We start from the raw sequence: 26,805 nt of genomic DNA, 5'->3' as shown, positions 1-26,805 counted from the left end.
CAAACGTAGAATGCTCCCGGCAACGGGAACGGCTATGAAATACCTCCTGTGGCTGCTCAAGGCAGCCATTTTTTTTACGCTCTTCGCCTTCGCGCTGAACAACCAGCACGACGCGACCGTCTACTTCTTCTTCGGTACCTACTGGCGCGCGCCGCTGGTGCTGGTCGTGCTCGCGGCCTTCGCGGGCGGCCTCGTGGTGGGAGCGCTGGGCATGCTGCCGGGCTGGTGGAAGCACCGCGTCGCCGCGGCGGCACAGACGCCGGCCGCAAGCGAAGCCCAGTCGCCCGCAACACCTGTTGCCACGGCCGCTGCGGTGGCAACCGCAGCACCGACCATCTCCGCCACCGACCTCCCCGCCGTACGTCAACATGGACTTTGATCCCAGCTGGCTGCTGATCAGCCTGCCCGTCGCCTTCGTGCTGGGCTGGCTCGCATCGCGCTTCGACATCCGGCAACTCAAGCTCGAGAACCGCCAGGCACCCAAGGCCTACTTCCGCGGCCTCAACTTCCTGCTCAACGAGCAGCAGGACCAGGCCATCGACGCCTTCATCGAGGCCGTGCAGAACGACCCCGACACCCAGGAACTGCACTTCGCGCTCGGCAACCTGTTCCGCCGCCGCGGCGAGTACCAGCGCGCGGTGCGCGTGCACGAGCACCTGCTGGGCCGCGGCGACCTCAGCCGCAGCGACCGCGAGCGCGCGCAGCACGCCCTGGCGCAGGACTTCCTGCGCGCCGGCCTGCTCGACCGCGCCGAAGCCGCGCTGCAGAAGCTCGAGGGCACGCGCTACGAGAACGAGGCACGGCTCGCGCTGCTGGCCATCTACGAGCGCTCGCGCGAATGGGCGCAGGCCGCCGACGTGGCGCAGAAGCTCGACGAGTCCGACCAGGCCAGCTACAGCACGCGCCGCGCGCACCATCTCTGCGAACAGGCGACCGAGCGCGTGGCGGCGGGCGACCTGCCCGGCGCCGAAAAGCTGCTGGCGCAAGCCGTCGAGCTGGCACCGCAGGCACCACGCCCGGCCATCGACACCGCCAACCTGCAGCTGCGCAAGGGCGAGGCGAGTGCGGCCTTCGACACGCTCGTGGCGCTCAGCGACACCGCGCCGCTGGCGCTGCCGCTCTATGCCGCCGCCTTGCAGCAGGCCGCTGTGGCCGCGCACCGCAAAGCCGACGCGCTCGAACTGCTGCAGCGGCGCTACGTGGAGTCGCCGTCCATCGACGTGCTCGAGGCGCTGATGGCACTGGGCGGCAAGCCGAGCGCCACGGCCGAGGAGCCGAACCCGACGCCGCGCGATGGCTACATCGCCCACCTCGCGCAGCAGCCTTCGCTGGTCGCCGCCTCGCGCTGGCTCGCGGGCGAACGCTTCGAGCACGAGCAGTTCCACCCGCAGGTGCAGCGCGCGCTCGACCAGGCCACGCGGCCGCTCATGCGCTACCGCTGCGCGGCCTGCGGCTTCGAGGCGCATCAGTACTTCTGGCACTGCCCCGGCTGCCAGGCCTGGGACAGCTATCCGCCTCGCCGCGTCGAAGAACTCTGATCACGTTCCAGAACAATGGTCACATGAAGGCCTGCGGGGCCTTCATAGGTCAACGCCCTCTTTCACTACCTCGTTGAGCGCGGGCCGACGATTGCGTCGGCTGTCATTCATCAACGAATAGAGGGAGTTAACAATCATGTTCAAGAAGATCCTGGCCACCACCGCCATGCTGTTCGCGATCGCCGCATCCGCGGCCGTCGATGTCAACAAGGGCACGGAAGCCGATCTCGACGGCATCAAGGGCGTCGGCCCGTCAATGTCCAAGCGCATCCTCGACGCGCGCAAGCAGGGCGAGTTCAAGGACTGGCCCGACTTCATGCAGCGCGTGAAAGGCGTCAAGGAGAAGAAGGCGGCCAAGCTGTCCGCCGAAGGCCTGACGGTCAATGGCAAGGGCTTCGGCGACGCGGCACCGGCCTCCTCCAAAGGAACGAAGGAAGCGAAGGCCGCCAAGCCCTGATCTCGCTCCGATAGAAATATGCAAGGCCGCCTTCGGGCGGCTTTTTCATGCGCGCCCTGTCAGGGAGACGACCGGGGAGATGGCAGGGAAAGGCCTCAGCAAGTGGCCCGGAATTTGCACGTAAGCTCATTTGCGTCATCAATTCCATACGTTCCGGAGAGCTCATGAATCACAAGTTCGGCATCGCCCTCGCTGGCCTGACCCTCGGCGCCGCAGCCTTCGCGCAGACCAAGTGGGACCTGCCCACCGCCTACCCCGCGACCAACTTCCACACGGAGAACATCACGCAGTTCGCGAGCGACGTGGAAAAGGGCAGCGGCGGCAAGCTCAAGATCACGGTGCATGCCAACGCCTCGCTGTTCAAGGCGCCGGAGATCAAGCGCGCGGTGCAGGGTGGCCAGGCCCAGCTCGGCGAGATCCTGCTCGTGAACTACCAGAACGAATGGCAGATGTTCGGAGCCGATGGCATTCCCTTCCTCGCCGACAGCTACGACGCGGCGTGGAAGCTCTATCAGGCGCAGAAGCCTGCACTGGAGAAGAAGCTGGGCGAACAGGGCATCGTGCTGCTCTACACGGTGGCATGGCCGCCGCAGGGCATCTTCGTGAAGAAGGAGATCGCGTCGGCCGCCGACCTGAAGGGCGTGAAGTGGCGCGCCTACAGCCCCGCCACCGCGCGCATCGGCGAGCTCGTCGGCGCCCAGCCGGTCACGGTGCAGCAGGCCGAGCTCTCCCAGGCCATGGCAACCGGCGTGATCGAGTCGTACATGTCCTCAGGCTCCACCGGCTACGACACCAAGACCTACGAGTACATCAAGAACTTCTACGACACGCAGGCCTGGCTGCCGAAGAATGCGGTGCTCATGAACAAGAAGGCCTTCGACGCCCTCGACAAGCCTACGCAGGACGCAGTGCTGAAGGCTGCGGCCGACGCCGAGAAGCGCGGCTGGGAGCTGTCGAAGAAGAAGAACCTGGAGTACCTCGACCTGCTCAAGAAGAACGGCATGACGGTGCACGTGCCCTCCGCACAGCTCAAGGCAGACATGAAGAAGGTCGGCGACACCATGATCAAGGAGTGGACCGAGAAGGCCGGCGCCGAAGGGCAGGCCGTGATCGACGCCTACAAGAAGATGTGACGCGGACTCGAACCGAACGCACCCGATGCGCAAGACGCTCGACTTTCTCTACATGAGCGCCGCCGCACTGGCGGCGCTTTTTATGATCGGCCTGCTGGTGATGGTGCTGCTGTCCATCCTCGGTCGGCAGCTGCATTTCAACATCCCCGGCATCGACGCCTACGCCGGCTACCTGATGGCCGGCGCTGGCTTCATGGCGCTCGCGCACACACTCAAGCGCGGCGAACACATCCGCGTGACGCTGGTGCTGCAGAACCTGCCGCCCGCGGCACAGCGGTGGCTGGAGCGGTGGGCGATGGGCGCGGCGGCGCTGCTGGCGCTGCTGTTCGCCTGGTACAGCATGCGGCTGGCCTGGCAGTCCTACGACTACCACGACATCTCCACCAGCAACGACGCCACGCCGCTGTGGATTCCGCAGCTGTCGATGGCGCTCGGCGCCATCGTCTTCGCGGTCGCGTCGCTGGACGAGTTCGTGATCGAGTGGCGCGGCCGCCCCGCCAAGCCGGCCGAAACGGAGGCGCTTCGCCATGAGTGACATCGCCATCGCGGGCGTGCTGATCGCCGCTCTGTTCCTCATCCTCGGCAGCGGCGTCTGGATCGGCCTCACGCTCTCGGGCGTGGCGTGGATCGCCATGCAGATTTTTTCCTCGCGCCCGGCGGGCGACGCCATGGCCGTGACCATCTGGGGATCGGCATCCAGCTGGACGCTCACCGCGCTGCCGCTGTTCGTGTGGATGGGCGAGATCCTGTTCCGCACGCGGCTCTCGCAGGACATGTTCAAGGGCCTCGCCCCGTGGATGCAGAGCCTGCCCGGCCGGCTTCTGCACACCAACGTGGCGGGTTGCGCGGTGTTCGCCGCGGTGTCCGGGTCCAGCGCCGCGACCTGCGCCACCATCGGCAAGATGAGCCTGCCCGAGCTCAAGCGGCGCGGCTACCCCGACGACATGGTCATCGGTACGCTGGCCGGCGCCGGCACGCTGGGGCTGCTGATCCCACCCTCGATCATCATGATCGTCTACGGCGTGAGCGCGGACGTGTCGATCGCGCGGCTGTTCATCGCGGGCGTCATCCCCGGCATCATGCTGGCGCTGCTTTTCTCGGGCTACATCGTTTTCTGGGCGCTGCGCAATCCCGACCGGGTGCCGCCGGCCGACGCGAAGCTGCCCTTCGCCGAGAAGCTCAGGGCTTCGATGTCGCTGATCCCGGTGGCGCTGCTGATCCTGTCGGTGCTCGGCTCCATCTACGCGGGCATCGCCACGGCAACCGAGGCGGCTGCGGTGGGCGTGGTGGGCGCGATGGTCATTTCGGCCGCGCAGGGCTCGCTGACGTGGAACAGCTTCAAGGAGGCGCTGCTTGGCGCCACGCGGCTGTACTGCATGATGGCGCTGATCCTCGCGGGCGCTGCCTTCCTCACGTTGGCCATGGGCTACATCGGTCTGCCACGGCACCTGGCCGAATGGATCGGCTCGCTGGGCCTGTCGAAGTTCCAGCTGATCCTGATGCTGGCGGCGTTCTATATCGTTCTCGGCTGCTTCCTCGACGGCATCTCGATGGTCGTGCTGACCATGGGCGTGATCATGCCGACCGTGAACGCGGCGGGCATCGACCCGGTCTGGTTCGGCATCTTCATCGTGCTGGTGGTCGAGATGGCGCAGATCACGCCGCCCGTGGGCTTCAACCTGTTCGTACTGCAGGGCATGACGGGCAAGGACCTGCTCTACATCGCGCGCGTCACGCTGCCGATGTTCTTCCTCATGGTGGCGGCGGTGCTCATCATCTACTTCGTGCCGCAACTCGTGACCTGGCTGCCTCAGCAGATGGCGCCCTGACAATCAGGGCATGCTCCTTCCAATCATCGCCATCTGCATCGGCGCCTCGATCGGCGCCCTGGCCCGCTGGGGCCTGGCCCTGTGGTTCGGCGTCGGCGGCCTCATGCCCTGGGGCACGCTGGCGGCCAACCTGATCGGCGGCTACCTCATAGGGATCGCCGTCGCCACCTTCCAGCTGCTGCCCGATCTCGATCCCGTCTGGCGGCTCGCGCTGGTGACGGGCTTCCTGGGCGGGCTCACCACCTTCTCGAGCTTCTCGGCCGAGGTCACGACCATGCTGCTGGAAGGCAGGCTCGGCGTGGCCATGGTGACTGCAGCCGCCCATCTGGGCGGGTCGCTCTTCCTCACCTGGCTCGGCATCCGCAGCGTGCAGGCTTTCGCTTCCTGAAGCAGATGAAAACCGCACTAAAACTGCCTTATGTCTTGCGGTTATAGATAAGGGATTCCATAGGGTCGCCCGATAGAATCGACCCCAATGCCCCTGGTCTTTCTCGTCGCCCTCCCCTTCATCGCCAGCGTGCTGGCCGCGTTGATGCCTTCCAACGCGCGCAATAGGGAGTCGACGCTGGCGGGGCTGGTCGCGCTGGGTTGCGCCATCCAGGCCGCATGGTTCTTCCCCAAGATCGCCAACGGCGGCGTGCTGCGGCAGCAGATCGAATGGCTGCCCGCACTGGGCCTGAACCTCGTGTTCCGCATGGACGGCTTCGCGTGGCTCTTCTGCATGCTGGTGCTGGGTATCGGCGCGCTGGTGGTGCTGTACGCGCGCTACTACATGTCGGCCTCCGACCCGGTGCCTCGCTTCTTCTCGTTCTTCCTCGCGTTCATGGGCGCGATGATGGGCGTGGTGCTCTCGGGCAACCTGATCCAGATGGTGCTGTTCTGGGAGCTCACCAGCCTGTTCTCCTTCCTGCTGATCGGCTACTGGCACCACCGCCGCGACGCGCGGCGCGGCGCGCGCATGGCGCTCACGGTCACCGGCGCGGGCGGGCTGTGCCTGCTGGCGGGCGTGCTGGTGCTGGGCCGCATCACCGGCAGCTACGAGCTCGACACGGTGCTGGCCTCGGGCGAGCTCATCCGCGCGCACGCGCTGTATCCGACGGCTCTCACGCTGATATTGCTGGGCGCCTTCACCAAGAGCGCGCAGTTCCCCTTCCACTTCTGGCTGCCGCGCGCCATGGCAGCGCCCACGCCGGTGTCGGCCTACCTGCACTCGGCCACCATGGTGAAGCTGGGCGTGTTCCTGATGGCGCGGCTGTGGCCGGTGCTCTCGGGCACCGAGCAGTGGTTCTGGATGGTGGGCGGTGCCGGTGCCGTCACGCTGCTGCTCGGCGGCTTCATCGCGATGTTCCAGCGCGACCTGAAGGCGCTGCTGGCCTACTCCACCATCTCGCACCTCGGGCTCATCACGCTGCTGCTGGGGCTGAACAGCCCGCTCGCGGCGGTGGCGGCGGTCTTCCACGTGATGAACCACGCCACCTTCAAGGCGTCGCTCTTCATGGCGGCCGGCATCATCGACCACGAGACGGGCACGCGCGACATCCGCAAGCTCAGCGGCCTGATGCGGCTCATGCCGATCACCGGCACGCTGGCCATCATCGCGAGCGCATCGATGGCCGGCGTGCCGCTGCTCAACGGCTTCCTCTCGAAGGAGATGTTCTTCGCGGAGACGGTGTTCATCCAGGCCACGCCGTGGGTCGACCTCAGCCTGCCGCTGATCGCCACGCTGGCCGGCATCTTCAGCGTGGCCTACTCGGCGCGCTTCGTCTTCGACGTGTTCTTCGGGCCGCCCTGCGGCGACGAGGTGCCCAAGCATCCGCACGAACCGCCGCACTGGATGCGGGTGCCGGTCGAGCTGCTGGTGCTGGTGTGCCTGGTGGTGGGCGTGGCGCCAGCGTGGTCGGTCGGGCCGATGCTCGCCGCGGCTGCATCGCCGGTGGTCGGCGGCACGCTGCCCGAGTACAGCCTGGCCGTGTGGCACGGCTTCAACCTGCCGCTCTTGATGAGCTTCGTGGCGCTGGCCGGCGGCGCCGCGCTGTACCTGCTGCAACGCCGCCAGCGCGCGCGCGGCGGCCTCGAGAACACGCCCCTGCTGCACCGCTTCGACGGCCAGGTCATCTTCGAGCACCTGATCGCGCTGCTGAGCGAGGCCGGCCGGCGCAGCCGCCGTCTCTTCGGCACGAAGCGCATGCAGTGGCAACTGCTGCTGCTGGTGGTCGTGGCGGTGGCGGGCGCGACAGCCTCCCTGCAGCTCACGCCCGCCGCGCCCGGCACGCGCGAGCTGCTGCCCTTCTCGCCGATGTTCGCCATGACCTGGCTCATCGGCGGCACCTGCGCGGTGGCCGCCGCGTGGCAGGCCAAGTTCCACCGGCTGGCGGCACTGATGCTGGCCGCGGCCGCGGGGCTGGTCTCGTGCGTCACCTACATCTGGTTCTCTGCGCCCGACCTCGCCCTGACGCAGCTGGTGGTCGAGGCCGTCACCACCGTGCTGATCCTGCTGGGCCTGCGCTGGCTGCCGATGCGCAGCAAGGACGTGGTTCAGCCCGCGCGCGCACGGCTCAAGCCCTGGGGCCGGCGCGGCCGCGACCTGCTGATCGCCGCCATCGCCGGCAGCGGCATGGCCGCGCTGGCCTGGGCCATGATGACGCGCACCTTTCCGCAGAGCATCTCGCCCTTCTTCCTCGAACGCGCGCTCACCGAGGGCGGCGGCACCAACGTGGTCAACGTGATGCTGGTCGACTTCCGCGGCTTCGACACCTTCGGTGAGATCACCGTGCTCGGCATCGTCGCGCTCACCGTGTATGCGCTGCTGCGGCGCTTCCGCCCGGCCATCGAATCGATGGCCCTGCCGATCCAGCAGCGGCTGCAGGCCGACGACGGCAGCAGCGACCTGCTGAACCCGCGCCGCGCCAAGGACACGGCCGTCGGCTACCTGATGGTGCCGGCCGTGCTGGTGCGCCTGCTGCTGCCGGTATCGGTGCTGGTGTCGGTCTACTTCTTCATGCGCGGCCACAACGCGCCGGGCGGCGGCTTCGTCGCGGGGCTGGTGATGTCGGTGGCGCTGGTGCTGCAGTTCATCGTCTCGGGCACCGAATGGGTGGAGGAGCACCTGCGCATCTACCCGCGCCGCTGGATCGCCATCGGCCTGCTGCTGGCGCTGGCCACCGGCGCCGGTGCGGTGTTCCTCGGCTACCCCTTCCTGACCACGCACACCGCGCACCTGCACCTGCCGATCCTGGGCGAGGTGCACGTGCCCAGCGCCCTCTTCTTCGACACCGGCGTGTTCGCGCTGGTGCTCGGCGCCACCATGCTGATCCTGACCGCGCTGGCCCACCAGTCGATACGAAGCCACCGCTGGGCCGACGAGCAAAAAGAAAAAGACGCGGAGGCGACCGCCGCCCCCACCTCCGAGGGAGGGGCCGCCTGATGGAAATCGTGCTCGCACTCGCCATCGGGGTGCTCACCGGCTCGGGCGTCTACATGCTGCTGCGCCCGCGCACCTTCCAGGTCATCATGGGCCTGACGCTGATCTCGTACGCGGTCAACCTCTTCATCTTCAGCATGGGACGGCTCAAGGTCGACAGCGAGCCGGTGCTCGTCAAGGGCCTCACCGCCACGCTGGCCAACACGGCCGACCCGATGCCGCAGGCGCTGGTGCTCACCGCCATCGTGATCGGCTTCGCGATGACGGCGCTCTTCCTCGTCGTGATGCTCGCCTCGCGCGGCCTCACCGGCACCGACCACGTGGACGGTGAAGAACGGCAGGAGGCGGAATGAGCGACGCGCAAGCGCCCGAAGGCACGCGCCCCCTTGAGGGGGTCGGCGCGGCGCACGCAGCGGCAAGCCCGGGGGAAGGCCGATGAAAGAGATCTTCCACCTGCTCGACCAGCTGCTCGAGTTCAGCATGCCGCACCTGGTGGCGGTGCCGATCCTCGTGCCCATGCTCACGGCCGCGCTCATGCTGCTGCTGGGCGAGAACCGCCGGCGCGCCAAGTCGGCCCTGAGCGTGATCTCCGGCCTGGTCGGCCTGCTGGCCGCGCTGGCGCTGCTGCGCTGGGTGAACGCGCCCGACACGGGCGGCGGACCCGGCTCCATCGGCGTCTACCTGCCGGGCAACTGGCGCGCACCCTTCGGCATCGTGCTGGTGGCCGACCGGCTCTCGACCATGATGGTGGCGCTCACCGGCGTGATCGCCTTCGCGGCGTCGATCTATTCCACCTCGCGCTGGGACCGCGCGGGCGTGCACTTCCATCCGCTGCTGCAGCTGCAGCTCATGGGCCTGAACGGCGCCTTCCTCACCGGCGACCTGTTCAACCTGTTTGTGTTCTTCGAGGTGATGCTCGCGGCCTCCTACGGCCTGCTGCTGCACGGTTCGGGCCGGCTGCGCGTGCAGGCGGGACTGCACTACATCGCGATCAATCTCGCGGCCTCTTCGCTGTTCCTGATCGGCGCGGCCATCCTCTACGGCGTGACCGGCACGCTCAACATGGCCGACCTGGGCATGCGCATCGCCGAGCTCTCGCCGGGCGACCGCGGGCTGGTGCACGCAGCCACGGCCATCCTCTTCACCGCCTTCTTCGCCAAGGCGGGCGCGTGGCCGCTCAACTTCTGGCTGGTGCCGGCCTACAGCGCGGCGGTGTCGCCGGTGGGCGCGGTGTTCGCGCTGCTCACCAAGCTGGGCGTCTACACCATGCTGCGGCTGTGGACGGTGCTGTTCGCGCCCGACACCGGCGCCTCGGCCGCCTTCGGCCAGCCGGTGCTGGTGGGCGCGGGCATCGCCACGCTCTTCGTCGCGGCCCTGGGCATCCTCGGCACGCAGCGGCTTTCCAATCTCGCGGGCTTCGGCGTGCTGATGTCGGCCGGCACGCTGCTCGCCGCGGTCGGGCTGGGCCAGCCGGCCGTGTGGGCCGGCGCCCTCTTCTACCTGCTGAGCTCCACGCTCGCGGTGAGCGCCTTCTTCCTGCTGACCGACATGATCGAGCGCTGGCGCAATGCCGGCATGAGCGTGGCGCCGCACGAGGTCGCGGGCACGGCGCCCTTCCTCGCCGAAGACCTGAGCGCGCTGAGCGACGTGAACCTCGACGACGACGCGCAGGCGCTCTACGGCCGGGCCATCCCGGCGGGCGTCGCCTTTCTCGGCCTGAGCTTCATGATCTGCACGCTGCTGCTGACCGGCCTGCCGCCGCTGTCGGGCTTCGTCGGCAAGTTCGCGATGCTCTCCGGCTTGATGAACGGCAGCGGCGCCGTCGGCATGGCCGGCTGGACCTTTCTCGTGCTGCTGATCGCCTCGGGCTTCCTCGCGCTGATCGCGCTGAGCCGCACCGGCATCCGCCATTTCTGGACCCAGCCGCATGGCAACCTGCCCTCGCTGCCGGCGCTCGAAGTGCTGCCCGTGGCGGGGCTCATCGTCGCCGGCATCGCGCTCACGATCTGGGCCGAACCGGTGATGCGCCACGCGATGGCCACCGCCGAGGGCCTGCGCACGCCCACGGCCTATCGCGCTGCAGTGATGGAAGCGCGGCAGGTTCCGAACCCGGTGCCCGCCGCCAAGGCCGAAGGAAAGGCAGGCGCGCAATGAGACGCCTGATCCCATCTCCGCCGCTGTCGCTCGCGCTGTTCGTCATCTGGCTGCTGCTCAACCAGTCGCTCGAGGCAAGCACGCTCCTTTCGGGCGTGCTGCTCGCCATTGCCGTGCCGCTGCTGACCAAGGGCCTGCGGCCGGCCACGGTACGCATGCGCCGGCCCGGCGTGGCGCTGCGGCTGTGCTGCATCGTGCTCTACGACATGTCGGTGTCGGTGTTCGCGGTGGCGCGTGCGCTGCTCACGCGCCGCAGCGAGAGCATCCATGCGAGCTTCCTGCGCATACCGCTCGACCTGCGCGACCCCAACGGCCTCGCGGTGCTCTCGATGATCATGTGCCTCACGCCCGGCACCGCCTGGGGCGAGGTGGCCTTCGATCGCACCACCCTGCTGATCCACGTGTTCGACCTCGACGACGAAGCAGCCTTCATCGCGCAGATCAAGAGCCGCTACGAACGTCCGCTGATGGAGATCTTCGAATCATGACGCCCATCCTTTTCTGGTCGCTCAAGTTCGCGCTGTTCCTGCTGGCGGTGGCGATGCTCTGCGCCGTCGCGCGCCTGCTGATCGGCCCTTCCGCCCAAGACCGCGTGATGGCGCTGGACTGCCTCTACATCAACGGCATGCTGATGATGCTGGTGCTGGGCATCGTCTACGCGAGCGACGTGTACTTCGCCGCCGCGATGCTGATCGCGCTGTTCGGCTTCGTGAGCTCGACGGCGATGGCCAAGTTCCTGCTGCGCGGGGAGGTGATCGAATGAGCGCCGCGCCGGGCCGCCCCAAGCAAGCTCGCACCGCGGTGCGAAGCACGGAGGTATTCCGATGAGCGATTTCATCGTGGGCCCGATGCCGCTGTGGGCCGAGATCGTCACCGCCGTCTTCGCGGTGCTGGGCGCGGCCTTCGCCGCCATCGGCTCCTTCGGGCTGGTGCGGCTGCCGACCTTCTTCCGACGCATCCATGCGCCCACGCTGGGTGCCACCGGCGGCGTGTGGTCGATGACGGTCGCTACCATCGTGTACTTCTCGGCGCAGGGCCACAGCCTCTTCATGCACGCGGTGCTGATCGTGCTGTTCGTGGCGCTGACCACGCCTGTGACCACCATCTTCCTGATGCGCGCCGCGCTGTTCCGGGAACGCCAGAAGAACGGCGACGTGCCGCCGCCGGCACCATCGGACCAGGGGCCGATCCCGCCCTACGAGGGCTGATCGAGCCGCGCGGTCATACGGGTCACGAGGGGCACCGGGGCCACAAAGGTCACGAGGACAGCAGCCGCTCCTTGGCCTGCGCCACTTCCATCTCGCGCGGCAGCGTCACCGCGTTCTTCACCGCGAGGATTTCCGCCATCACGCTCACCGCGATCTCCGGCGGCGTCTTGCTGCCGATGTAGATGCCGATGGGCCCGCGCAGGCGCGCGAGCGACTCCTCGGTCTGGTCGAAGTGCTCGATCATGCGACCGCGCCGCGCATCGGCATTGCGCCGCGAGCCGATGGCGCCGACGTAGAAGGCGTCGCTTTGGAGCGCCTCCAGCAGCGCGAGGTCGTCGAGCTTGGGGTCGTGCGTGAGCGCGACCACGCAGCTGCGGCGGTCGGGCCTGAAGGCGGTCACGGCGTCGTCGGGCATCTCGGTCGTGATGTGCACGCCGGGCAGCGACCATGCGGTGCGGTACTCGGCGCGAGGGTCGCACAGCGTGACGGCGAAGCCGCTGAACTTGGCCATGGTGGCCAGGTATTCGGCGAGCTGGCCGGCGCCGATCAGCAGCATGCGGTACTCGGGGCCGAAGGTGTTGGTCAGCTCGGTGTCGTTCACCGTGAGTTCGTCGGGCGCCTTGGCTTCGGCGAGCCGCACCGCGCCGGTGGCGAGCGTCACCGTGCGCTGCATCAGCTTGCCCTGCTCCAGCTGCGCTACCAGCTGCTCGAGCGAGCCGGCGTCGGGCGCGTATTCGAGCAGCAGCTCCAGCGTGCCGCCGCAGGGCAGGCCGAAGCGGTGTGCCTCGTCGGCGGTGATGCCGTATTTCACGAGCGAGGGCGGCGCGCCCAGCGGCACGTCTTCCGCCTTGCCGTGGGCATGGCTGTAGCGCGCGATCAGGTCGTCCTCGATGCAGCCGCCAGAGACCGAGCCGACCACCGCACCGTCTTCCGCCAGGGCCATGATCGAACCCACCGGCCGGGGCGACGAACCCCAGGTACGCACCACCGTCGCCAGCAGCGCGCGCTTGCCGGCACGCCGCCAGTCGCGCAGCGTGCGCAGCACCATGACGTCGAGGTTTTCCATGACGCTGCAGTCCCGGGTTCAGGCCGCGTCGCCGCCGGGAGCGGCGGGCGCGTCCTTGTCGTCCTTCTTGCCGAGGCCGATCTTCTTCATGAGGCCGGACATCATCCCGCTCTTCTCGGCAGGCGCCTCGGCGGCTTCCTCGGCAGGCGCAGGCGGCGGCCCGTAGCGGCTCTGCATCTCGGCCTCGAAGCGCTTGAAGAAATCGTCGGCCGTGGACTTGGCCGCGCCGTCGATCAGCCGCTGGCCCAGCTGGGCGATCTTGCCGCCGACCTGGGCCTGCACGGTGTAGTCGAGTTCGCAGCCGGCGGGGGCGGCGTCAGGCGGCGTCGCCGCATCGGCCTCGTGCACGACGGCATCACCGGCAGGGGTGGCCGCCGCGTCCGTGGCGACCGGCTTGAGCGTGACGCTCGAAGAGCCCTTGGCGAAGCCCGCCACGCCGCCCTGCCCTTCGAAGGTGAGCTTGTAGCCATGCGGTGCAGAGATGTCCGAGAGCTGCACCTTGCCGTTGAACTTGGCCGAGACCGGGCCGATCTTCAGGGCCAGCGCGACGCTGTACTGGTTCTCGCCCGTGAGCTCGAACTTGTCGCAGCCGGGAATGCACTTCTTCAGCGTCTCGGGATCGTTGAGCGCTTCCCATGCCTGTTGTTGGGTGATGCCTAGGCGGCGGTTTCCGAGCATTTCCATGGTGGGGTTCCTTTGTCTTCCTTCCTGGGCGCCGCTAGCGGCCGGACCGCATCAGTGCGGCGAGGCTCGCGGCGAGCTGTTCGAGTGCGCTGAGATTGTGGACCGCCAGCATCGCGTCCGCCTGCCGGTGCAGCACGGCGGCCCCACGCGCCAGAGGGGCGTAGCCCTCGAAGCGCAGCAGCGGGTTGAGCCACAGGAGCCGGCGCGAATGGCGCTTGAGCCACAGCAGCTCATGCTCCAGCAGCGAGGGCTCGCCGGTATCGAGCCCGTCGCTGATCACCAGCACCAGCGTGCGGCGGCCGGTCAGCCGGCGGGCATGGGCACGCCTCAGCTCGGCCAGCGAGGCGCCGAAGCGGGTGCCGCCTGCGAAGTCGTCGATGGCGAGGCTGGCGGCGCCGAGCATCTCGTCCGTGTCGGCCAGCCGGAATGCGGGCGTCAGGTCGGTCAGCCGGGTGCCGAAGGCGAACACGTCGCGGCGGCCGGCACGGCGCGTCGCGGCATGCAGAAAGGCCAGCAGCAGGCGCGCATAGCGCTCCATCGAGCCCGAGACGTCGACCAGCACCAGCAGCGGCAGCGGCTGCTCGCGCCGGGCCAGCCGGGGCAGCCGCATGATCTCGCCGCCGGTGCGCGCCGCCTCGTGCAGCACGCCCGGCCAGTGCATGCGCGCATGCTGGCGGCCCGCCTCCCCGGCCACGCGCAGGCGGCGCGATGGCAGTTCGGGAATCGGCAGGCGGATGTCGCGCGCGAGCCGCTCCACCAGGCGGTACTCGGCGGCGCCGAGCGCGTTGAAGTCGGCATGCTGCAGGCGCTGCCTGTCGCTCGACGTCATGGCGGCGTCGAACTCGACCTCGCGATCGGGCTTGGCCGGCTCCACCGGCCTGGCGAGCGCGCGCGGTGCGCTCAGGGCCTCCCGTACGCGCGGCCGGCGCTTGGACGGCTCGGCCTTGCCTTCGGCGCTCGGCAGCATCTGGGCCAGCAGCTTGTTCGCAAGCTCCGGGTCGCGGAACCAGGCGTCGAAGAGCTCGCGGAACACCATGCGGTCCTGCTCGCGGCTGACCATCACCGCCTCCATGGCGGCGCTCAGGTCGAGCCTGTCTTCCACGCCCACGAGCGAAGCGGCCTCGGCCGCGAGGGCGATGCGCATCGCGTCGGTGCGCACGCCCGCGCGGCGCAGCGCACGGCCGAAGGCGGTGATGTTGCCCGCGAGCTTTCCGCTGCGGACGTCGCCGAGTTGCTGCACGCCGGTGGTGGCCATCGACAGTTCACGCCTCCGGCTTGAGCAGGTCCGATGCCAGCTCCTGCGTCAGGGCGGCCACGTCGTCGCGCTGCTTGAAGAGGATGCCGGCGGTGTCGACCACCACTTCGGGGTCGAGTTCGACTGTGTCGAGCGCGATCAGCGCCCTCGCCCATTCGACGCTCTCGGCAATGCCGGGCGCGCGCTGGAAGGCATTGGCGAACGGTGCCTCGCGCAGCCGCGCGACGAAGGCGGCGACTTGCGCCGACAGCTTCTCGCCGGCTTCGGGCACACGTGCACGCACGATGGCCAGCTCGCGCTCGCGCTCGGGGTAGTCGAGCCAGTGATAGAGGCAGCGGCGCTTGACCGCATCGTTGAGCTCGCGCGTGCGGTTGCTCGTGAGGATGGTCACCGGGGGCACCACCGCGCGCACCGTGCCCAGCTCGGGAATGCTGACCTGGTATTCGCCAAGGTACTCGAGCAGGAAGGCCTCGAAGGGCTCGTCGGCGCGGTCGACCTCGTCGATCAGCAGCACGGCACCCGGCAGCGGCGTCTGCAGCGCCTGCAGCAGCGGACGGCGGATCAGGTAGTGCGGCTGGTAGACCTCGGCCTCCACGTCGCGGGCCGCGCCCGTCGCCTCGGCGGCGCGCATGTGCAGCAGCTGCGCGGCGTAGTTCCATTCATAGAGCGCCTCGCGCTGCTCCAGGCCGTCGTAGCACTGCAGCCGCAGCAGCTCCCGCTCCAGCGCGGTCGAAAGCGCCTTCGCCAGCTCGGTCTTGCCAACACCGGGCTCGCCTTCGAGCAGCAGGGGACGCTGCAGCTTCAGCGCGAGGAACACGGCCGTGGCCAGTCGCCGGTCGGCGAAATAGCCGGCCTGCATGAGTCCGGCGGAGAGGGAGTCGATGCTGGGAAAGATCATGGCCTAGGGTAATGGATGGCCGTTGCGAAGGCGGAGGCCGACATCCGGACGCGAAGGGCGCGAGGATCGCGCGAAGAACGCGAAAGAGAAACCGAAAAAATTCCTGGCTGTTCCTTTGCGTCTCTCGCGAAACCTTCGCGCCCTTCACGTGTCCGGTTCGGTCCGAACCCTCCGCGCCCGACTGCGTCAGCCCAGCGCCTTGGTCACGGCCCTTTGCGTCAGCACGCTGATCAGGTTCGCACGGTAGGCGGCCGATGCATGCAGGTCGCTGTTCAGGTCGCTCGCATCGATCTTCACGGCGGCGGCAGCCGCGGCGGTGAAGCTCTTGTTGAGCGCATCTTCCAGCCCTGCATGACGGAACACGCCGTTGCCCGCGCCGGTGATCGCCACGCGCACGCCGCCGTCGTACTGTGCGAGGAACACGCCGACCAGCGGGAAGTGCGACGCCTTCTGGCGCAGCTTCTCGTAGGCCGCACGCTTCGGCACGGGAAAGCGGATGGCGGTGATGAGCTCGTCTTCTTCCAGCGCAGTGGTGAAGAGGCCCTGGAAGAAGTCATCGGCCGCGATCTCTCGCTTGGAGGTGACGATGGTCGCGCCCGAGGCCAGCACGGCGCTGGGGTAGCAGGCGGCCGGGTCGTTGTTGGCCACCGAGCCGCCGATGGTGCCCATCGCGCGCACCTGCCGGTCGCCGATGCGCGAGGCCAGATCGGCCAGCGCCGGGTAGGCAGCCTTCACGTCGGCGTTGTTCGCCACGTCCAGGTGGCGCGACATGGCGCCGATGGTGATGACGTCGCCGCTTTTCGTGATGCCGGCGATCTCCTTGATGCCGCTCAGGTCCACGAGCTGCTCGGGTGCCGAAAGCCGCAGCTTCATGGAAGCCAGCAGTGTCTGTCCGCCGGCCAGCGGCTTGGCGCCGGAGGCCACGAGTCTTGCCGCGTCGGCCACCGAGGCGGGCCGTTCGAGTGTGAAGGCGTACATGGTGTGGTTCCTTCTTTGTTCTAGTTCAGGGGTTGGCGGCTGCAGCCTGCATCGCTTCCCAGACGCGGGCGGGCGATGCGGGCATGTCGAAATCCTTGACGCCCAGCGGCGCCAGCGCGTCGAGCACCGCATTGATCACGGCCGGCGGCGAGCCGATGGCCCCCGCTTCGCCGCAGCCCTTGGTGCCCAGCGGGTTGTGCGTGCACGGGGTGCACACGGTGTCGAGCTTGAACTGAGGGAAGTCGCCGGCGCGCGGCATGGCGTAGTCCATGAAGCTGCCGGTGAGCAGCTGGCCGGTCTCCTTGTCGTAGACGCAGTTCTCGAGCAGCGCCTGCCCGATGCCCTGCACCAGCCCGCCGTGCACCTGGCCCTCGACGATCATCGGATTGATGATGGTGCCGAAGTCGTCCACCGCGGTGAAGCGGTCGACGCGGACCTCGCCGGTCTGCTTGTCGACCTCGACCTCGCAGATGTAGGTGCCGCCCGGGAAGGTGAAGTTGGTCGGGTCGTAGAAGGCGGTCTCGTTCAGGCCGGGCTCCAGCTTGTCGAGCGGGTAGTTGTGCGGCACGTAGGCCGTCAGCGCCACCTGGCCGAACGGGATTTTCTTGTCGGTGCCCTTGACCGTGAACTCGCCGTTGGCGAACTCGACGTCGGCGTCGCTGGCTTCCATCAGGTGCGCGGCGATCTTCTTGGCCTTGGTCTCGATCTTGTCGAGCGCCTTCATGATGGCCGCGCCGCCCACCGAGATGGAGCGCGAACCGTAGGTGCCCATTCCGAAGGGCACGCGGCCGGTGTCGCCGTGCACCACGTCGACGTTCTCGACCGGAATGCCCAGCCGCGCCGCCACGACCTGCGCGAAGGTGGTCTCGTGGCCCTGGCCGTGGCTGTGCGAGCCGGTGAACACCGTCACGCTGCCGGTCGGGTGCACGCGAATCTCGCCGCATTCGAACAGGCCCGCACGTGCGCCGAGGGCGCCTGCGATGTTCGACGGCGCGATGCCGCAGGCCTCGATGTAGCTCGAATACCCGATGCCGCGCAGCTTGCCGTTGGCTTCGCTCGCAGCCTTGCGCGCCGCATAGCCATCGACTTCCGCCAGCACGCGCGCCTTGTCCATGCAGGCATGGAAGTCGCCCGTGTCGTACTGCAGCGCCACGGGCGTCTGGTACGGGAACGCGGTGATGAAGTTGCGCTTGCGGATCTCGTCCTGCCCCAGGTTCATTTCCCAGGCGCAGCGCGACACCAGCCGCTCCAGCAGGTAGGTGGCCTCGGGCCGCCCCGCCCCGCGGTAGGCATCCACCGGCGCGGTGTTGGTGAACCAGGCATCCACCTCGACGTAGATCTGCGGCGTGGTGTACTGGCCGGCCAGCAGGGTGGCGTAGAGGATGGTGGGCACCGCCGTCGAGAAGGTCGACAGGTAGGCGCCCAGGTTGGCGTCGGTGTGCACGCGCATCGCGAGGAACTTGCCGTCCTTGTCCATCGCCATCTCGGCGTGGCTCACGTGGTCACGCCCGTGCGCATCCGACAGGAAGCACTCCGAACGGTCGGCCGTCCACTTGATGTTGCGGTTGAGCTGCCTCGCGGCCCACGTCAGGCACACGTCTTCCGCGTACAGGAAGATCTTGGAGCCGAAGCCGCCACCCACGTCGGGCGCGATCACCCGGACCTTGTGCTCCGGCAGGCCCAGCACGAAGGCCGTCATCAGCAGGCGCTCGACGTGCGGGTTCTGGTTGGAGACGTACAGCGTGTAGTCGTCACCGGCGCGGTTGTAGCTGCCGATGGCCACGCGCGGCTCGATGGGGTTGGGCACCAGCCGGTTGTTGACGAGGTCCAGCTTGGTCACGTGCGCGGCGCCGGCGAACACCGCATCGACCGCCGCCTTGTCGCCCAGCGCCCACTTGTAGCACTGGTTGTCGGGGGCCTCGTCGTGCAGGGTGACGCCGCCGGCCTTCTTCGCGGCGTCGGCCACGCTCACCAGCGCGGGCAGCACCTCGTAGTCGACCACCACCGCCTCGGCGGCATTCCTGGCCTGCTCCACCGTCTCGGCCACCACCATGGCCACGTGGTCGCCCACGTAGCGCACCTTCTTGATGGCCAGGATCGGGTGCATCGGCTCCTTCATCGGGGTGCCGTCGGGGTTGTTGATGAGCCAGCCGCAGGGCAGCCCGCCCATCTTGCCCTCGATGTCCTTGCCGCTGAAGATTCCGATGACGCCGGGCATCTTCAGCGCCTCGGCGGTGTCGACCGACTTGACGACGGCGTGGGCGTGCGGCGAGCGCACGAAGACCGCATGGCTCTGGTTGGCCAGCGTGATGTCGTCGGTGTAGTTGCCCGAACCGGTGAGGAATCGGTAGTCCTCCTTGCGGCGGACCGCCTCGCCGATGTGCGGCAGGTTCGAGAAATCGGAAGCGCCCATGATGTCGCTCTCCTCAGGCCGTTGCCGTTGCCTTGACGGGAGTGCCCGAGGCCATGGCCTCGCCGCCCATCTTCACTGCCTTGACGATGTTCTGGTAGCCCGTGCAGCGGCACAGGTTGCCGTCGAGCAGCTCGCGGATCTCGGTCTCGCTCGACTTGGGATGGTGGGTGCACAGGTCGATGGCGCTCATGACCATGCCCGGGGTGCAGAAGCCGCACTGCAGGCCGTGGCACTCCTTGAATGCCGCCTGCATGGGGTGCATGGTGCCGTCGGCTTCGGCGATGCCCTCGATGGTGGTGACTTCGGCGCCCGCCGCCTGCGCCACCAGGATGTTGCACGACTTGACGGCCCGGCCGTTCAGGTGGACGGTGCAGGCGCCGCACTGGGCGGTGTCGCAGCCGACGTGGGTGCCTGTGAGATGGAGATGCTCGCGCAGAGCGTGTACGAGAAAGGTGTTGGGAGGAGCGTCGACCGTGACCGGGCGGCCGTTGACCTTGAAAGCGACCTGCATTTGGCTGTCTCCGTAAAAGGTGATGGCTGTTTGAGCAAAAGCATCTTGGATGCCGGCCTTTCGCACTATCCTAGGCAAAACCCTTGACACTTGCACAGAGCGCGCGAAATTCTCAAAATGAAACAGCCTGCCGTCCGGCGGGCCGGGAAAAGCCTGCATACATGCGCGAAAAACCACGATGTCTGTATCAATCGTTTCGCAGCCTCCTGAGCGTTCCCTGGCAATCGCCCAAGCCCGCCGCGAACTGATAGAAGGCGAGTCACCCCAAAGAGCGCGGGGGGCCGCCCGCATCGATTCCTGGATCACCCGCTCCTGGCAGCGCTGCATCGAGGCCGGCCGCCGGCCGCAGCAGCGCGTCCAGTTCGACCCCGTGAGCCGCTCGGCCGGCAAGGACATCGTCGAGCGCAACCGCGCGCTGGTCGCCGCGGCCCGCCCGGTGATCGAGCAGCTCTCCCGCGCCATCGCCGACACCCGCTATTTCGCCGTACTGACCGATGCAGAGGGCATCGTGGTCGACGTGGGCAACCTGCCCGACGGCACCGATGCTGCCAGCCGCTATGCGCGGGACATCGGGCGCATCGGCGTCGACCTGTCGGAGCGCGCCATCGGCACCAGCGCCATCGGTACCGCCCTGGCCGAGCAGGAATCGGTCTGGCTCCACCGCGGCGAACATTTCTTCGACGACACCAGCGTCTACAGCTGCGCCGGCGCGCCGCTCTTCGGCCCCCGGGGCGACTGCATCGGCATGCTCGACCTGACCGGGGTGCACGTGGCCGAACGCCCCGAGCTGCGCCACCTGGCGACCCTGTCGGCGCGCAACATCGAGAACATGCTGGTCAAGCGCGAGCCCTGTGAACTGCTGCTGCGCCTGGCGTGGCCGGGCAGTTCGGGCGGCGAAGCCACGGAAGGGCTGCTGTGCATCGACGCGGTGGGCGGCGTCACCGGCGCCAACGCAGCGGCGCGGCAGATGCTGCACCAGCCGCTGCCGCACGGCGGGCACACCCTGAACTTCAACGACCTCTTCGCGCTGCCCCTGCACATGATGTTCGACGCGGCCCGCCGCGGCGATGCGGTGCTCGAGGTGCCGCTGTGGTCCGGCCTGCGAGTGCAGGTGCGGCCCCAGCCCGGCGGCAGTGGCGCGGCGGCTTCCGCGAGCCCGTCTCCCGACAACAGACCGAGGTTGCGCGACGTGGAAACCGCGCTGATCCGCAAGGCCGTGGCCGATGCCCGCGGCAACGTGGCGGAGGCCGCGCGGACCCTGGGCATCAGCCGCGCGACCGTCTATCGCAAGCTGTGGCGCGGGCGGCCTGCCGGCGCGCCGGACTGAAACACCGCCAGTCCGTTCAGCCTTCGTTCAGACTGCGGCGCTCAGGCGCCAACCGGCACCTTGTCCAGGAAGCCCGTCACCGACCGCAGCTTGCCCGCATCGACCTGCGCGAAGTCGGTGCCCTGGATCAGGTCCTCTGCGCCGCTGGGCCCCAGCGTCCACGAGAAGCGCAGATGGTCGCCGTGGGAATCGGCCTTGCCCAGCAGGTTGAAGCGGAAACCCGGATAGCGCTGGTGCACCACCCCCACCAGCGCGCTGATCTGCTCTCGGCCGATGGCCTGGGCGAGCGGATCGACGTAGCGCGCGTCGGCGGTCCAGCCGGCCTCGATCAGCGCGGCGCGCCGCTCGGCGTCGGTTTCGTTCCAGACCGCGATGTAGTGTTGGGCAATGGCGGTGGCATCGTGTGTGGCAGTGTTCATGGTGACCATTCCTTTCCGGGTGTCGACCCGCAACATCGCGGGGTGAAGGAATGGTCGCGCCGCACGCGATGCGCGTCGATGACGTGGCAGGTCATGAGATGCGGGATCGGGCAGCCGAACGCAGCCCCTCGCGAAACCTCCGCGCCCTCCGCGTCCGGCCGCCCCCCGGTCCCACGCAATCACATGGCGTCGAGCGGAAACACCGGCCGCCTGACCTTGCCGAACGGGAACAGCCCGTAGTCCGAACTCGTGACCCCCGGGCTGTCGCACTCCACCAGCGCCGCCGAGAGCGGCTCGAAAACCGGCCGGCAGTACATGCGCGACTTGAGCAGCAGGAAGCGCTCCTTGCGCGGATCGAGCCCCGCACACTCGAAGACGCCGATGTCCCACGGCTCCTGCGTGCGCTCGGTCACCACGATGCGCGCCGCGCCGATGTCGAAGAGCACCGTGCGGCCCATGCTGCTGCGCTGGCCGGTGTAGGTGGGCCCGGTGATGACGTATTCGCCGTTGCCGATGGTGCGCACGATGCCCGTCAGGCGCACCGGCGTCTTCTCAAGGCCGATGCCCGCGAGCGAGACCTTGTTGCCCAGCGCGACCGTCACCTGCGCGCCCTCGCCCGCCGCGACGAGCTGCGCCACCGCCTCGGGGTCGCACAGCGGACCGACGCCGATGCCGTGCAGGCCCTGGGCCAGCGCCTCCTGCAGCACGTCCATGGTGTCGCAGCTTCCGCCCGACATGCAGTTGTCGCCATGGTCGAGCAGCAGCACCGGCCGCGTCGCACCTTCGGCGATCAGCTTCGCGCGCGCGATCGACTCCGCCAGCGGCTCGCTGCGGTAGACGAAGGCCTCGCGCTGCGCCCACATCTGCGCCGCGATGCGGTCGGCCGTGGCCTGTGCGCGTTCGGGCGAATGCGCGTCGACCGCGATCACGCTCATGCAAGGCGCCTCGATGTCCGACAGGGAGAAGCCCGCGAGGATCGACACCGCCAGCGATTCCGACTCCTCCGCCTCGCGCGCCGCCTCGATGGCCTGCTTCATCGCGCCGGTGAAGGAGGCGCTGCGCAGCGTGTGCGCCATCAGCGGCAGCCGGTGCCAGCGCATGTGCGGCTTGCTGCGTCCGGCGAGCATGTCGAAGAGCAGCCGGCCGGCATGCTCGCCGGTCTCGTACATGTCGACGTGCGGGTAGGTCTTGAAGCCGACGATCACGTCGGCGTTCTCCACCATCGCGGGCGTGACGTTGGCGTGCAGGTCGAGCGCCACGCCGATGGGCACGCCCGGCGCCGCCGCGCGCAGGCGCAGCAGCAGGTCGCCTTCGCCATCGACGCTGTTGTGCGCCACCATCGCGCCGTGCAGATCGAGCAGGATGGCGTCGCAGCCCGGGGCCGCGTCGACGATGCACTGGGTGAGCAGCGTGTAGGCCTGCGCATCGACCGGGCCGCTCGGGTTGGCCGAGGCCGACACCGGCGTGACCACGGTCGCGCCCGCCTGCTCGGCGAGATCGATGAAGGCGGACATCGCGGTGCGCATGCCCTTGTTGTCCCGGTAGGCCTGCTCGCCGAAGGTGGGGCCGTCGGGCCCGAAGGCCGCGAGCGGCGTGGGCACCGGAGAGAAGGTATTGGTCTCGTGGTTCAGACGCGCGATCAGCACCTTCATTGCGCCGCTCCCGCGCTCTGCAGCATCGCCTGCAGCAGCACGTTGCAGCCTGCCTCCAGGTGATCGGGCTGCGCGTCCTCGATCTCGTTGTGGCTGATGCCGTCGCGGCAGGGCACGAAGATCATCGCCGTGGGGCAGACGCGCGCGAGGTACACCGCGTCGTGGCCCGCGCCGCTGATCACGTTCATCCAGCTCAGGCCCTGCGCCTGCGCGGCGTCGCGCACGGCCGCCACAAGCCCGGGCGTGAAGGGCTGCGGCGGGAAGTACACGACCTGCTCCACCGACATCTCGACCTTGGCCTTCGCGGCGATGCGCTGCACGGTTTCCTTGAGCGCGGCGTCCAGCGCCGACAGCACCGTGTCGTCGGCCGCGCGCAGGTCGACGCTGAGCTTCACCCGGCCCGGAATCACGTTGCGCGAGTTCGGGTACGCGTCGATCCAGCCGACCGTGCCGCGCGCGTGCGGCGCGTGGGCCAGCGCGATGCGGTTGACCTCGATCACCAGCTCGGAAGCGGCCAGCAGCGCGTCCTTGCGCAGTTCCATCGGCGTGGGACCGGCATGGGCTTCCATGCCCTGCACCACCACGTCGTACCAGCGCTGGCCCAGCGCTCCCTCGACCACGCCGATCACGCGCTCGTTGGCTTCGAGCACCGGGCCCTGCTCGATGTGCGCCTCGAAGTACGCGCCAACCGGCGACGCTTCTGCCGAGACGGGCGCGCTGCCCGCATAGCCGATGGCGGCCAGCGCCTCGGAGACGCTGATGCCGTCGTTGTCGCGCTGCGCCAGCGCATGCTCCAGCGTGAACGCGCCGGCGAACACGCCCGAGCCCATCATCACCGGCACGAAGCGCGAGCCTTCCTCGTTGGTCCACACCGCCACCTCGAGCGGCGCCTCGGTCTGCACCCCGGCGTCGTTCAGGGTGCGGATCACCTCCAGCCCGGCGAGCACGCCGTAGTTGCCGTCGAACTTACCGCCCGTGGGCTGGGTGTCGATGTGGCTGCCCGTGGCCACCGGCGGCAGCGCGTTGTTGCGGCCGGCGCGGCGCGCGAAGATGTTGCCGATGGCGTCGACACGCACCTCGCAGCCGGCCTCGCGGGCCCAGCGCGAGAACAGGTCGCGGCCCTGGCGGTCGAGATCGGTCAGCGCGATGCGGCAGACGCCGCCTTTCTCGGTGGCGCCCAGTTGCGCCAGCTCCATCAAGGAGTTCCAGAGCCGCTGGCCGTCGATGCGGAGTTCGTTGTGAGAGTTCTTCATGGCTTTCGAAAACGTTTGATGCGTTGCGTAGGGAGGGCGCTCAGGCGAGGCCCACGCCCAGGTAGCGGTCCTTGACTTCATGGTCGGCCATGAAGTCGGCATTGCCGGCCTCGTGCACGATCACGCCCTGCTCCACGATGTAGTGGCGGTCGGCCAGCTGCACGCAGACCTCGAGGTTCTGCTCGACCAGCAGGATCGCCACGCCCGCGGCCTTGATGGTCTTGAGCTGCGCGACGATCTCCTCGACGATCACGGGCGCCAGGCCCTCGACCGGCTCGTCGAGGATCAGCAGGCGCGGATGGTTCATCAGCGCCCGGCCGATCGCCAGCATCTGCTGCTCGCCGCCCGAGAGCTGCCCGCCGCCGTTGCGCCGGCGCTCCTTCAGGCGCGGGAAGATCCGGTAGATGTCGTCCAGCTGCCAGGGCGACTGGCGCCGCAGGCCGAGCAGCAGGTTCTCTTCCACCGTCAGCAGCTTGAAGATGCCGCGGTGCTCGGGCACCAGGCACACGCCGCGCGTGGCGATGCGGTGCGCCGGCATGCCGGCGATGTCCGCACCCTGGAAGCGCACCCGCCCGCTGGTGGGCGTGACCGCCCCGGCGATGCTCTTGAGCGTGGTCGACTTGCCCGCGCCGTTGCGCCCAAGCAGCGTGACCAGCTCGGCCTCGCCCACGGTCATCGACACGCCCTGCAGCACGTGGCTCTTGCCGTAGTGGGCGTGCAGCTTCTCGACTTCGAGAATGTTGTCGCGGGCACCGCTCATGCCTTGCCTCCGGTGATCATGTTGCCCAGGTAGGCGCTGCGCACGCGCGCATCGGCCCGGATGTCGCCCGGAAGCCCCTCGGCCAGCACGCGGCCCAGCTGCATCACGGTGACAGTGTCGGAGATGTCCATCACGATGTTCATGTTGTGCTCGATGAGAACCACGGTGTGCGCGTCGCGCAGGCCGCGGATCAGCTGCTTCATGTCGTCCAGGTCGTCGATGCCCATGCCCGATGTCGGCTCGTCGAGGAAGATCGCCTTCGGCCTCGCCGCAAGCGCCATGCCAACCTCGAGCCGGCGCTGCTGGCCGTGCGAGAGTTCGCCGGCCGGCGTGTCCGCCAGCCGCTCCAGCCCGATGCGCTGCAGCACCTCGTCGACGATCCGGGTGCAGGCCAGTTCGCCGACCGGCGCGCGCCAGCAGTTCATGGCCTGCCGCGGCGACACGCCCTGGGCCGCCACGCGCAGGTTCTCGCGCACCGCAAGGCTCGCGAACAGCGCCGTGACCTGGAACGAGCGCGCCATGCCGCGCTGCACGCGCTTGTGGTCGGGCTCGCGCGTGACGTCATGGCCGTCGAACAGGATGCGTCCGCCGGTGGTCATGCCGGTGCCGGTGAGCATGTGGAACAGCGTGGTCTTGCCCGCGCCGTTGGGGCCGATCACCGAGTGCACCGTGTTGCGCCGGATCTTCAGGTCGACCCCGCCGAGCGCCGCGAACTTGCCGTAGTGCTTGGTGACGCCGACGGCTTCGATGAGAACGTCGCTCATGCTTTTTCTCCTTCCGCGGCAGGCGAGACAGCTGTGGCAGGCGGGGCCGGGGCCGCCGGTGACCTGCGGAAGATGCGCTTCCAGGCACTCTCGCCCAGCCCCCAGAGCCCGCGCTGCATGCCGATGCTCACGCCGATCAGCAGCAGCCCCAGCAGCAGCAGCCAGCGCGGCCACAGCGTGGAGAGCCAGTCGGCCAGCAGGACGTAGAACGCCGAGCCCAGCACCGAGGCGAACAGGTTGCCGGTGCCGCCGATCACGGTGATGACGAGGATCATCTCGCTCGTGTGGTACTCGGCGTTCGACAGCGGAGCGATGCCGGTCATCATGGCGTGCAACCCGCCCGCGAGGCCGGTGACGGCGCCCGAGATCACGAAGGCCAGCAGCTTGAAGCGCTTGAGGTCGTAGCCCACGGCGGCGGCGCGGTCCTCGTTGTCGCGGATCGCCAGCAGCGTGCGGCCGAAGACCGAGTCGGTCACGCGCAGCAGCAGGCCGAAGGCGACGAGGAACACCACGGCCACGAAGGCGTAGTACTTCCAGGGCGTGTCCATGAAGCCGGGGCGCGGCACGTCGAGCAGGCCGTTGTCGCCGCCGGTGAGGCCGGTGGCGGTGTAGGCGATGAAATAGAACATCTGCGCGAAGGCCAGCGTGAGCATCACGAAGTAGGTGCCGCGCTGCCGGATGGCAACCCAGCCCACCACCGCCGCGCCCAGTGCGCCCATCGCCACGGCGGCGAGCAGCGCTAGCGGCATCGGCAGGCTCAGCCGCGTGAGCAGGATGGCGATGGTGTAGCTGCCCAGCCCGAAGAAGATGCCCTGCCCGAAGGAGAGCAGCCCGGTATAGCCCAGCAGCAGGTTGCAGCCCAGCGCGGCCAGCGCGTAGATCAGCACCTCGCTCGCGAGCGAACCCGAGCTCAGCACCAGCGGCAGGCCGAGCACCGCGATGAGCGCCAAGAGGAAAGTGGTATTGCGGGACACGATGGATCCCTCCTTCAATGGTTCATGTTCCGGCGCATCGGCCCCGAAACGGACAGAGCGATGCGCGGCCGGGAACGGGTCCGTTCACAGGCACCCGCGGAACCGGCTCTG

27 protein-coding genes are annotated in these 26,805 nt (G+C 68.6%); 14 read left to right on the top strand and 13 right to left on the bottom strand.

Translation table 11 applies throughout. The features are described 5' to 3' along the window. Positions 1-34 precede the first annotated feature (34 nt). From G369_RS0114705 to mnhG, 13 genes are all read left to right on the top strand, one after another. Positions 35-379: a LapA family protein gene (locus G369_RS0114705; protein WP_019654765.1), complete on the top strand. Its 345-nt coding sequence runs from the start codon at positions 35-37 to the stop codon at positions 377-379. Then, the gene (lapB, locus tag G369_RS0114700) at positions 369-1,538 is read left to right on the top strand and encodes a lipopolysaccharide assembly protein LapB (RefSeq protein ID WP_019654764.1); all 1,170 of its coding nucleotides are present in this window, start codon (positions 369-371) and stop codon (positions 1,536-1,538) included. The genes G369_RS0114705 and lapB overlap by 11 nt, the downstream gene beginning before the upstream one ends. A gap of 136 nt (positions 1,539-1,674) precedes the next feature. Continuing rightward, entirely contained in the window at positions 1,675-1,995 is a 321-nt protein-coding gene (locus G369_RS0114695) for a ComEA family DNA-binding protein (protein WP_019654763.1), read from the top strand. A 164-nt stretch (positions 1,996-2,159) separates the two neighbouring features. Next, entirely contained in the window at positions 2,160-3,128 is a 969-nt protein-coding gene (locus tag G369_RS0114690) for a TRAP transporter substrate-binding protein (RefSeq protein WP_019654762.1), read from the top strand. A 25-nt stretch (positions 3,129-3,153) separates the two neighbouring features. Next, positions 3,154-3,663: a TRAP transporter small permease gene (locus G369_RS0114685; protein ID WP_019654761.1), complete on the top strand. Its 510-nt coding sequence runs from the start codon at positions 3,154-3,156 to the stop codon at positions 3,661-3,663. Continuing rightward, the gene (locus tag G369_RS0114680; protein WP_019654760.1) at positions 3,656-4,957 is read left to right on the top strand and encodes a TRAP transporter large permease; all 1,302 of its coding nucleotides are present in this window, start codon (positions 3,656-3,658) and stop codon (positions 4,955-4,957) included. Before G369_RS0114685 ends, G369_RS0114680 begins: the two co-directional genes overlap by 8 nt. A 10-nt stretch (positions 4,958-4,967) precedes the next feature. After that, positions 4,968-5,345: a fluoride efflux transporter CrcB gene (gene crcB / locus G369_RS0114675; protein ID WP_019654759.1), complete on the top strand. Its 378-nt coding sequence runs from the start codon at positions 4,968-4,970 to the stop codon at positions 5,343-5,345. An 87-nt stretch (positions 5,346-5,432) separates the two neighbouring features. Next, positions 5,433-8,381 (top strand): monovalent cation/H+ antiporter subunit A, encoded by a 2,949-nt coding sequence (locus G369_RS0114670; RefSeq protein ID WP_019654758.1) that lies wholly within the window; start codon positions 5,433-5,435, stop codon positions 8,379-8,381. Further along, complete coding sequence (locus tag G369_RS0114665; protein ID WP_019654757.1) at positions 8,381-8,731, top strand: Na+/H+ antiporter subunit C; 351 nt, start codon at positions 8,381-8,383, stop codon at positions 8,729-8,731. Before G369_RS0114670 ends, G369_RS0114665 begins: the two co-directional genes overlap by 1 nt. Before the next feature lie 82 nt (positions 8,732-8,813). Beyond that, entirely contained in the window at positions 8,814-10,532 is a 1,719-nt protein-coding gene (locus G369_RS0114660; RefSeq protein WP_019654756.1) for a monovalent cation/H+ antiporter subunit D, read from the top strand. Continuing rightward, positions 10,529-11,020: a Na+/H+ antiporter subunit E gene (locus G369_RS0114655; protein WP_019654755.1), complete on the top strand. Its 492-nt coding sequence runs from the start codon at positions 10,529-10,531 to the stop codon at positions 11,018-11,020. The genes G369_RS0114660 and G369_RS0114655 overlap by 4 nt, the downstream gene beginning before the upstream one ends. Further along, on the top strand, positions 11,017-11,295 hold the full coding sequence (locus tag G369_RS0114650) for a K+/H+ antiporter subunit F (RefSeq protein WP_019654754.1): 279 nt from the start codon (positions 11,017-11,019) through the stop codon (positions 11,293-11,295). Before G369_RS0114655 ends, G369_RS0114650 begins: the two co-directional genes overlap by 4 nt. A gap of 61 nt (positions 11,296-11,356) precedes the next feature. Further along, positions 11,357-11,740, top strand: a complete 384-nt coding sequence (mnhG, locus tag G369_RS0114645; RefSeq protein WP_019654753.1) for a monovalent cation/H(+) antiporter subunit G — start codon at positions 11,357-11,359, stop codon at positions 11,738-11,740. A 49-nt stretch (positions 11,741-11,789) separates the two neighbouring features. Here the strand turns inward: mnhG and G369_RS0114640 are convergent, their stop codons facing one another. The 7 genes from G369_RS0114640 to G369_RS0114610 form a co-directional block, all read right to left on the bottom strand. Next, a complete protein-coding gene (locus tag G369_RS0114640; RefSeq protein WP_019654752.1) occupies positions 11,790-12,806 on the bottom strand; it encodes an XdhC family protein in 1,017 nt (338 codons plus the stop codon). Between the two features lie 18 nt (positions 12,807-12,824). Further along, positions 12,825-13,490, bottom strand: coding sequence for an SRPBCC family protein (locus G369_RS0114635; protein WP_019654751.1), 666 nt, complete (start codon positions 13,488-13,490; stop codon positions 12,825-12,827). Positions 13,491-13,524: 34 nt separating this feature from the next. Next, complete coding sequence (locus G369_RS0114630) at positions 13,525-14,745, bottom strand: vWA domain-containing protein (RefSeq protein WP_019654750.1); 1,221 nt, start codon at positions 14,743-14,745, stop codon at positions 13,525-13,527. Between the two features lie 7 nt (positions 14,746-14,752). Continuing rightward, positions 14,753-15,643 carry an AAA family ATPase gene (locus G369_RS0114625; RefSeq protein ID WP_019654749.1) on the bottom strand — a complete coding sequence of 297 codons (891 nt, stop codon included), beginning with the start codon at positions 15,641-15,643 and terminating at the stop codon, positions 14,753-14,755. A gap of 186 nt (positions 15,644-15,829) precedes the next feature. Continuing rightward, the gene (locus G369_RS0114620; protein ID WP_019654748.1) at positions 15,830-16,621 is read right to left on the bottom strand and encodes an FAD binding domain-containing protein; all 792 of its coding nucleotides are present in this window, start codon (positions 16,619-16,621) and stop codon (positions 15,830-15,832) included. A gap of 25 nt (positions 16,622-16,646) precedes the next feature. Further along, positions 16,647-19,034 (bottom strand): xanthine dehydrogenase family protein molybdopterin-binding subunit, encoded by a 2,388-nt coding sequence (locus tag G369_RS0114615; protein WP_019654747.1) that lies wholly within the window; start codon positions 19,032-19,034, stop codon positions 16,647-16,649. 13 nt (positions 19,035-19,047) lie between these two features. After that, the gene (locus tag G369_RS0114610; RefSeq protein ID WP_019654746.1) at positions 19,048-19,545 is read right to left on the bottom strand and encodes a (2Fe-2S)-binding protein; all 498 of its coding nucleotides are present in this window, start codon (positions 19,543-19,545) and stop codon (positions 19,048-19,050) included. 178 nt (positions 19,546-19,723) lie between these two features. On the opposite strand from G369_RS0114610, the gene G369_RS0114605 reads away from it, so the two are divergent. Continuing rightward, complete coding sequence (locus G369_RS0114605) at positions 19,724-20,872, top strand: helix-turn-helix domain-containing protein (protein ID WP_019654745.1); 1,149 nt, start codon at positions 19,724-19,726, stop codon at positions 20,870-20,872. Positions 20,873-20,913: 41 nt separating this feature from the next. Here G369_RS0114605 and G369_RS0114600 read toward each other — a convergent pair whose 3' ends face one another. The 6 genes from G369_RS0114600 to G369_RS0114575 all read right to left on the bottom strand — a co-directional run bounded on the left by G369_RS0114600 (position 20,914) and on the right by G369_RS0114575 (position 26,694). Beyond that, complete coding sequence (locus G369_RS0114600) at positions 20,914-21,291, bottom strand: nuclear transport factor 2 family protein (protein WP_026346379.1); 378 nt, start codon at positions 21,289-21,291, stop codon at positions 20,914-20,916. A 179-nt stretch (positions 21,292-21,470) separates the two neighbouring features. After that, positions 21,471-22,943: a M81 family metallopeptidase gene (locus G369_RS0114595; protein ID WP_019654743.1), complete on the bottom strand. Its 1,473-nt coding sequence runs from the start codon at positions 22,941-22,943 to the stop codon at positions 21,471-21,473. Continuing rightward, positions 22,940-24,196 carry a Zn-dependent hydrolase gene (locus tag G369_RS0114590; protein WP_019654742.1) on the bottom strand — a complete coding sequence of 419 codons (1,257 nt, stop codon included), beginning with the start codon at positions 24,194-24,196 and terminating at the stop codon, positions 22,940-22,942. Before G369_RS0114590 ends, G369_RS0114595 begins: the two co-directional genes overlap by 4 nt. 40 nt (positions 24,197-24,236) lie before the next feature. Next, the gene (locus tag G369_RS0114585) at positions 24,237-24,956 is read right to left on the bottom strand and encodes an ABC transporter ATP-binding protein (protein ID WP_019654741.1); all 720 of its coding nucleotides are present in this window, start codon (positions 24,954-24,956) and stop codon (positions 24,237-24,239) included. Beyond that, entirely contained in the window at positions 24,953-25,720 is a 768-nt protein-coding gene (locus tag G369_RS0114580) for an ABC transporter ATP-binding protein (protein ID WP_019654740.1), read from the bottom strand. The genes G369_RS0114585 and G369_RS0114580 overlap by 4 nt, the downstream gene beginning before the upstream one ends. Next, positions 25,717-26,694, bottom strand: a complete 978-nt coding sequence (locus tag G369_RS0114575; RefSeq protein WP_026346378.1) for a branched-chain amino acid ABC transporter permease — start codon at positions 26,692-26,694, stop codon at positions 25,717-25,719. The genes G369_RS0114580 and G369_RS0114575 overlap by 4 nt, the downstream gene beginning before the upstream one ends. Positions 26,695-26,805: the final 111 nt, after the last annotated feature.

This window comes from Variovorax atrisoli 110B (assembly GCF_000382045.1).
In the GTDB taxonomy this organism is placed as follows: domain Bacteria; phylum Pseudomonadota; class Gammaproteobacteria; order Burkholderiales; family Burkholderiaceae_C; genus Variovorax; species Variovorax atrisoli.
This window is presented reverse-complemented; position numbering and strand designations above follow the sequence as displayed.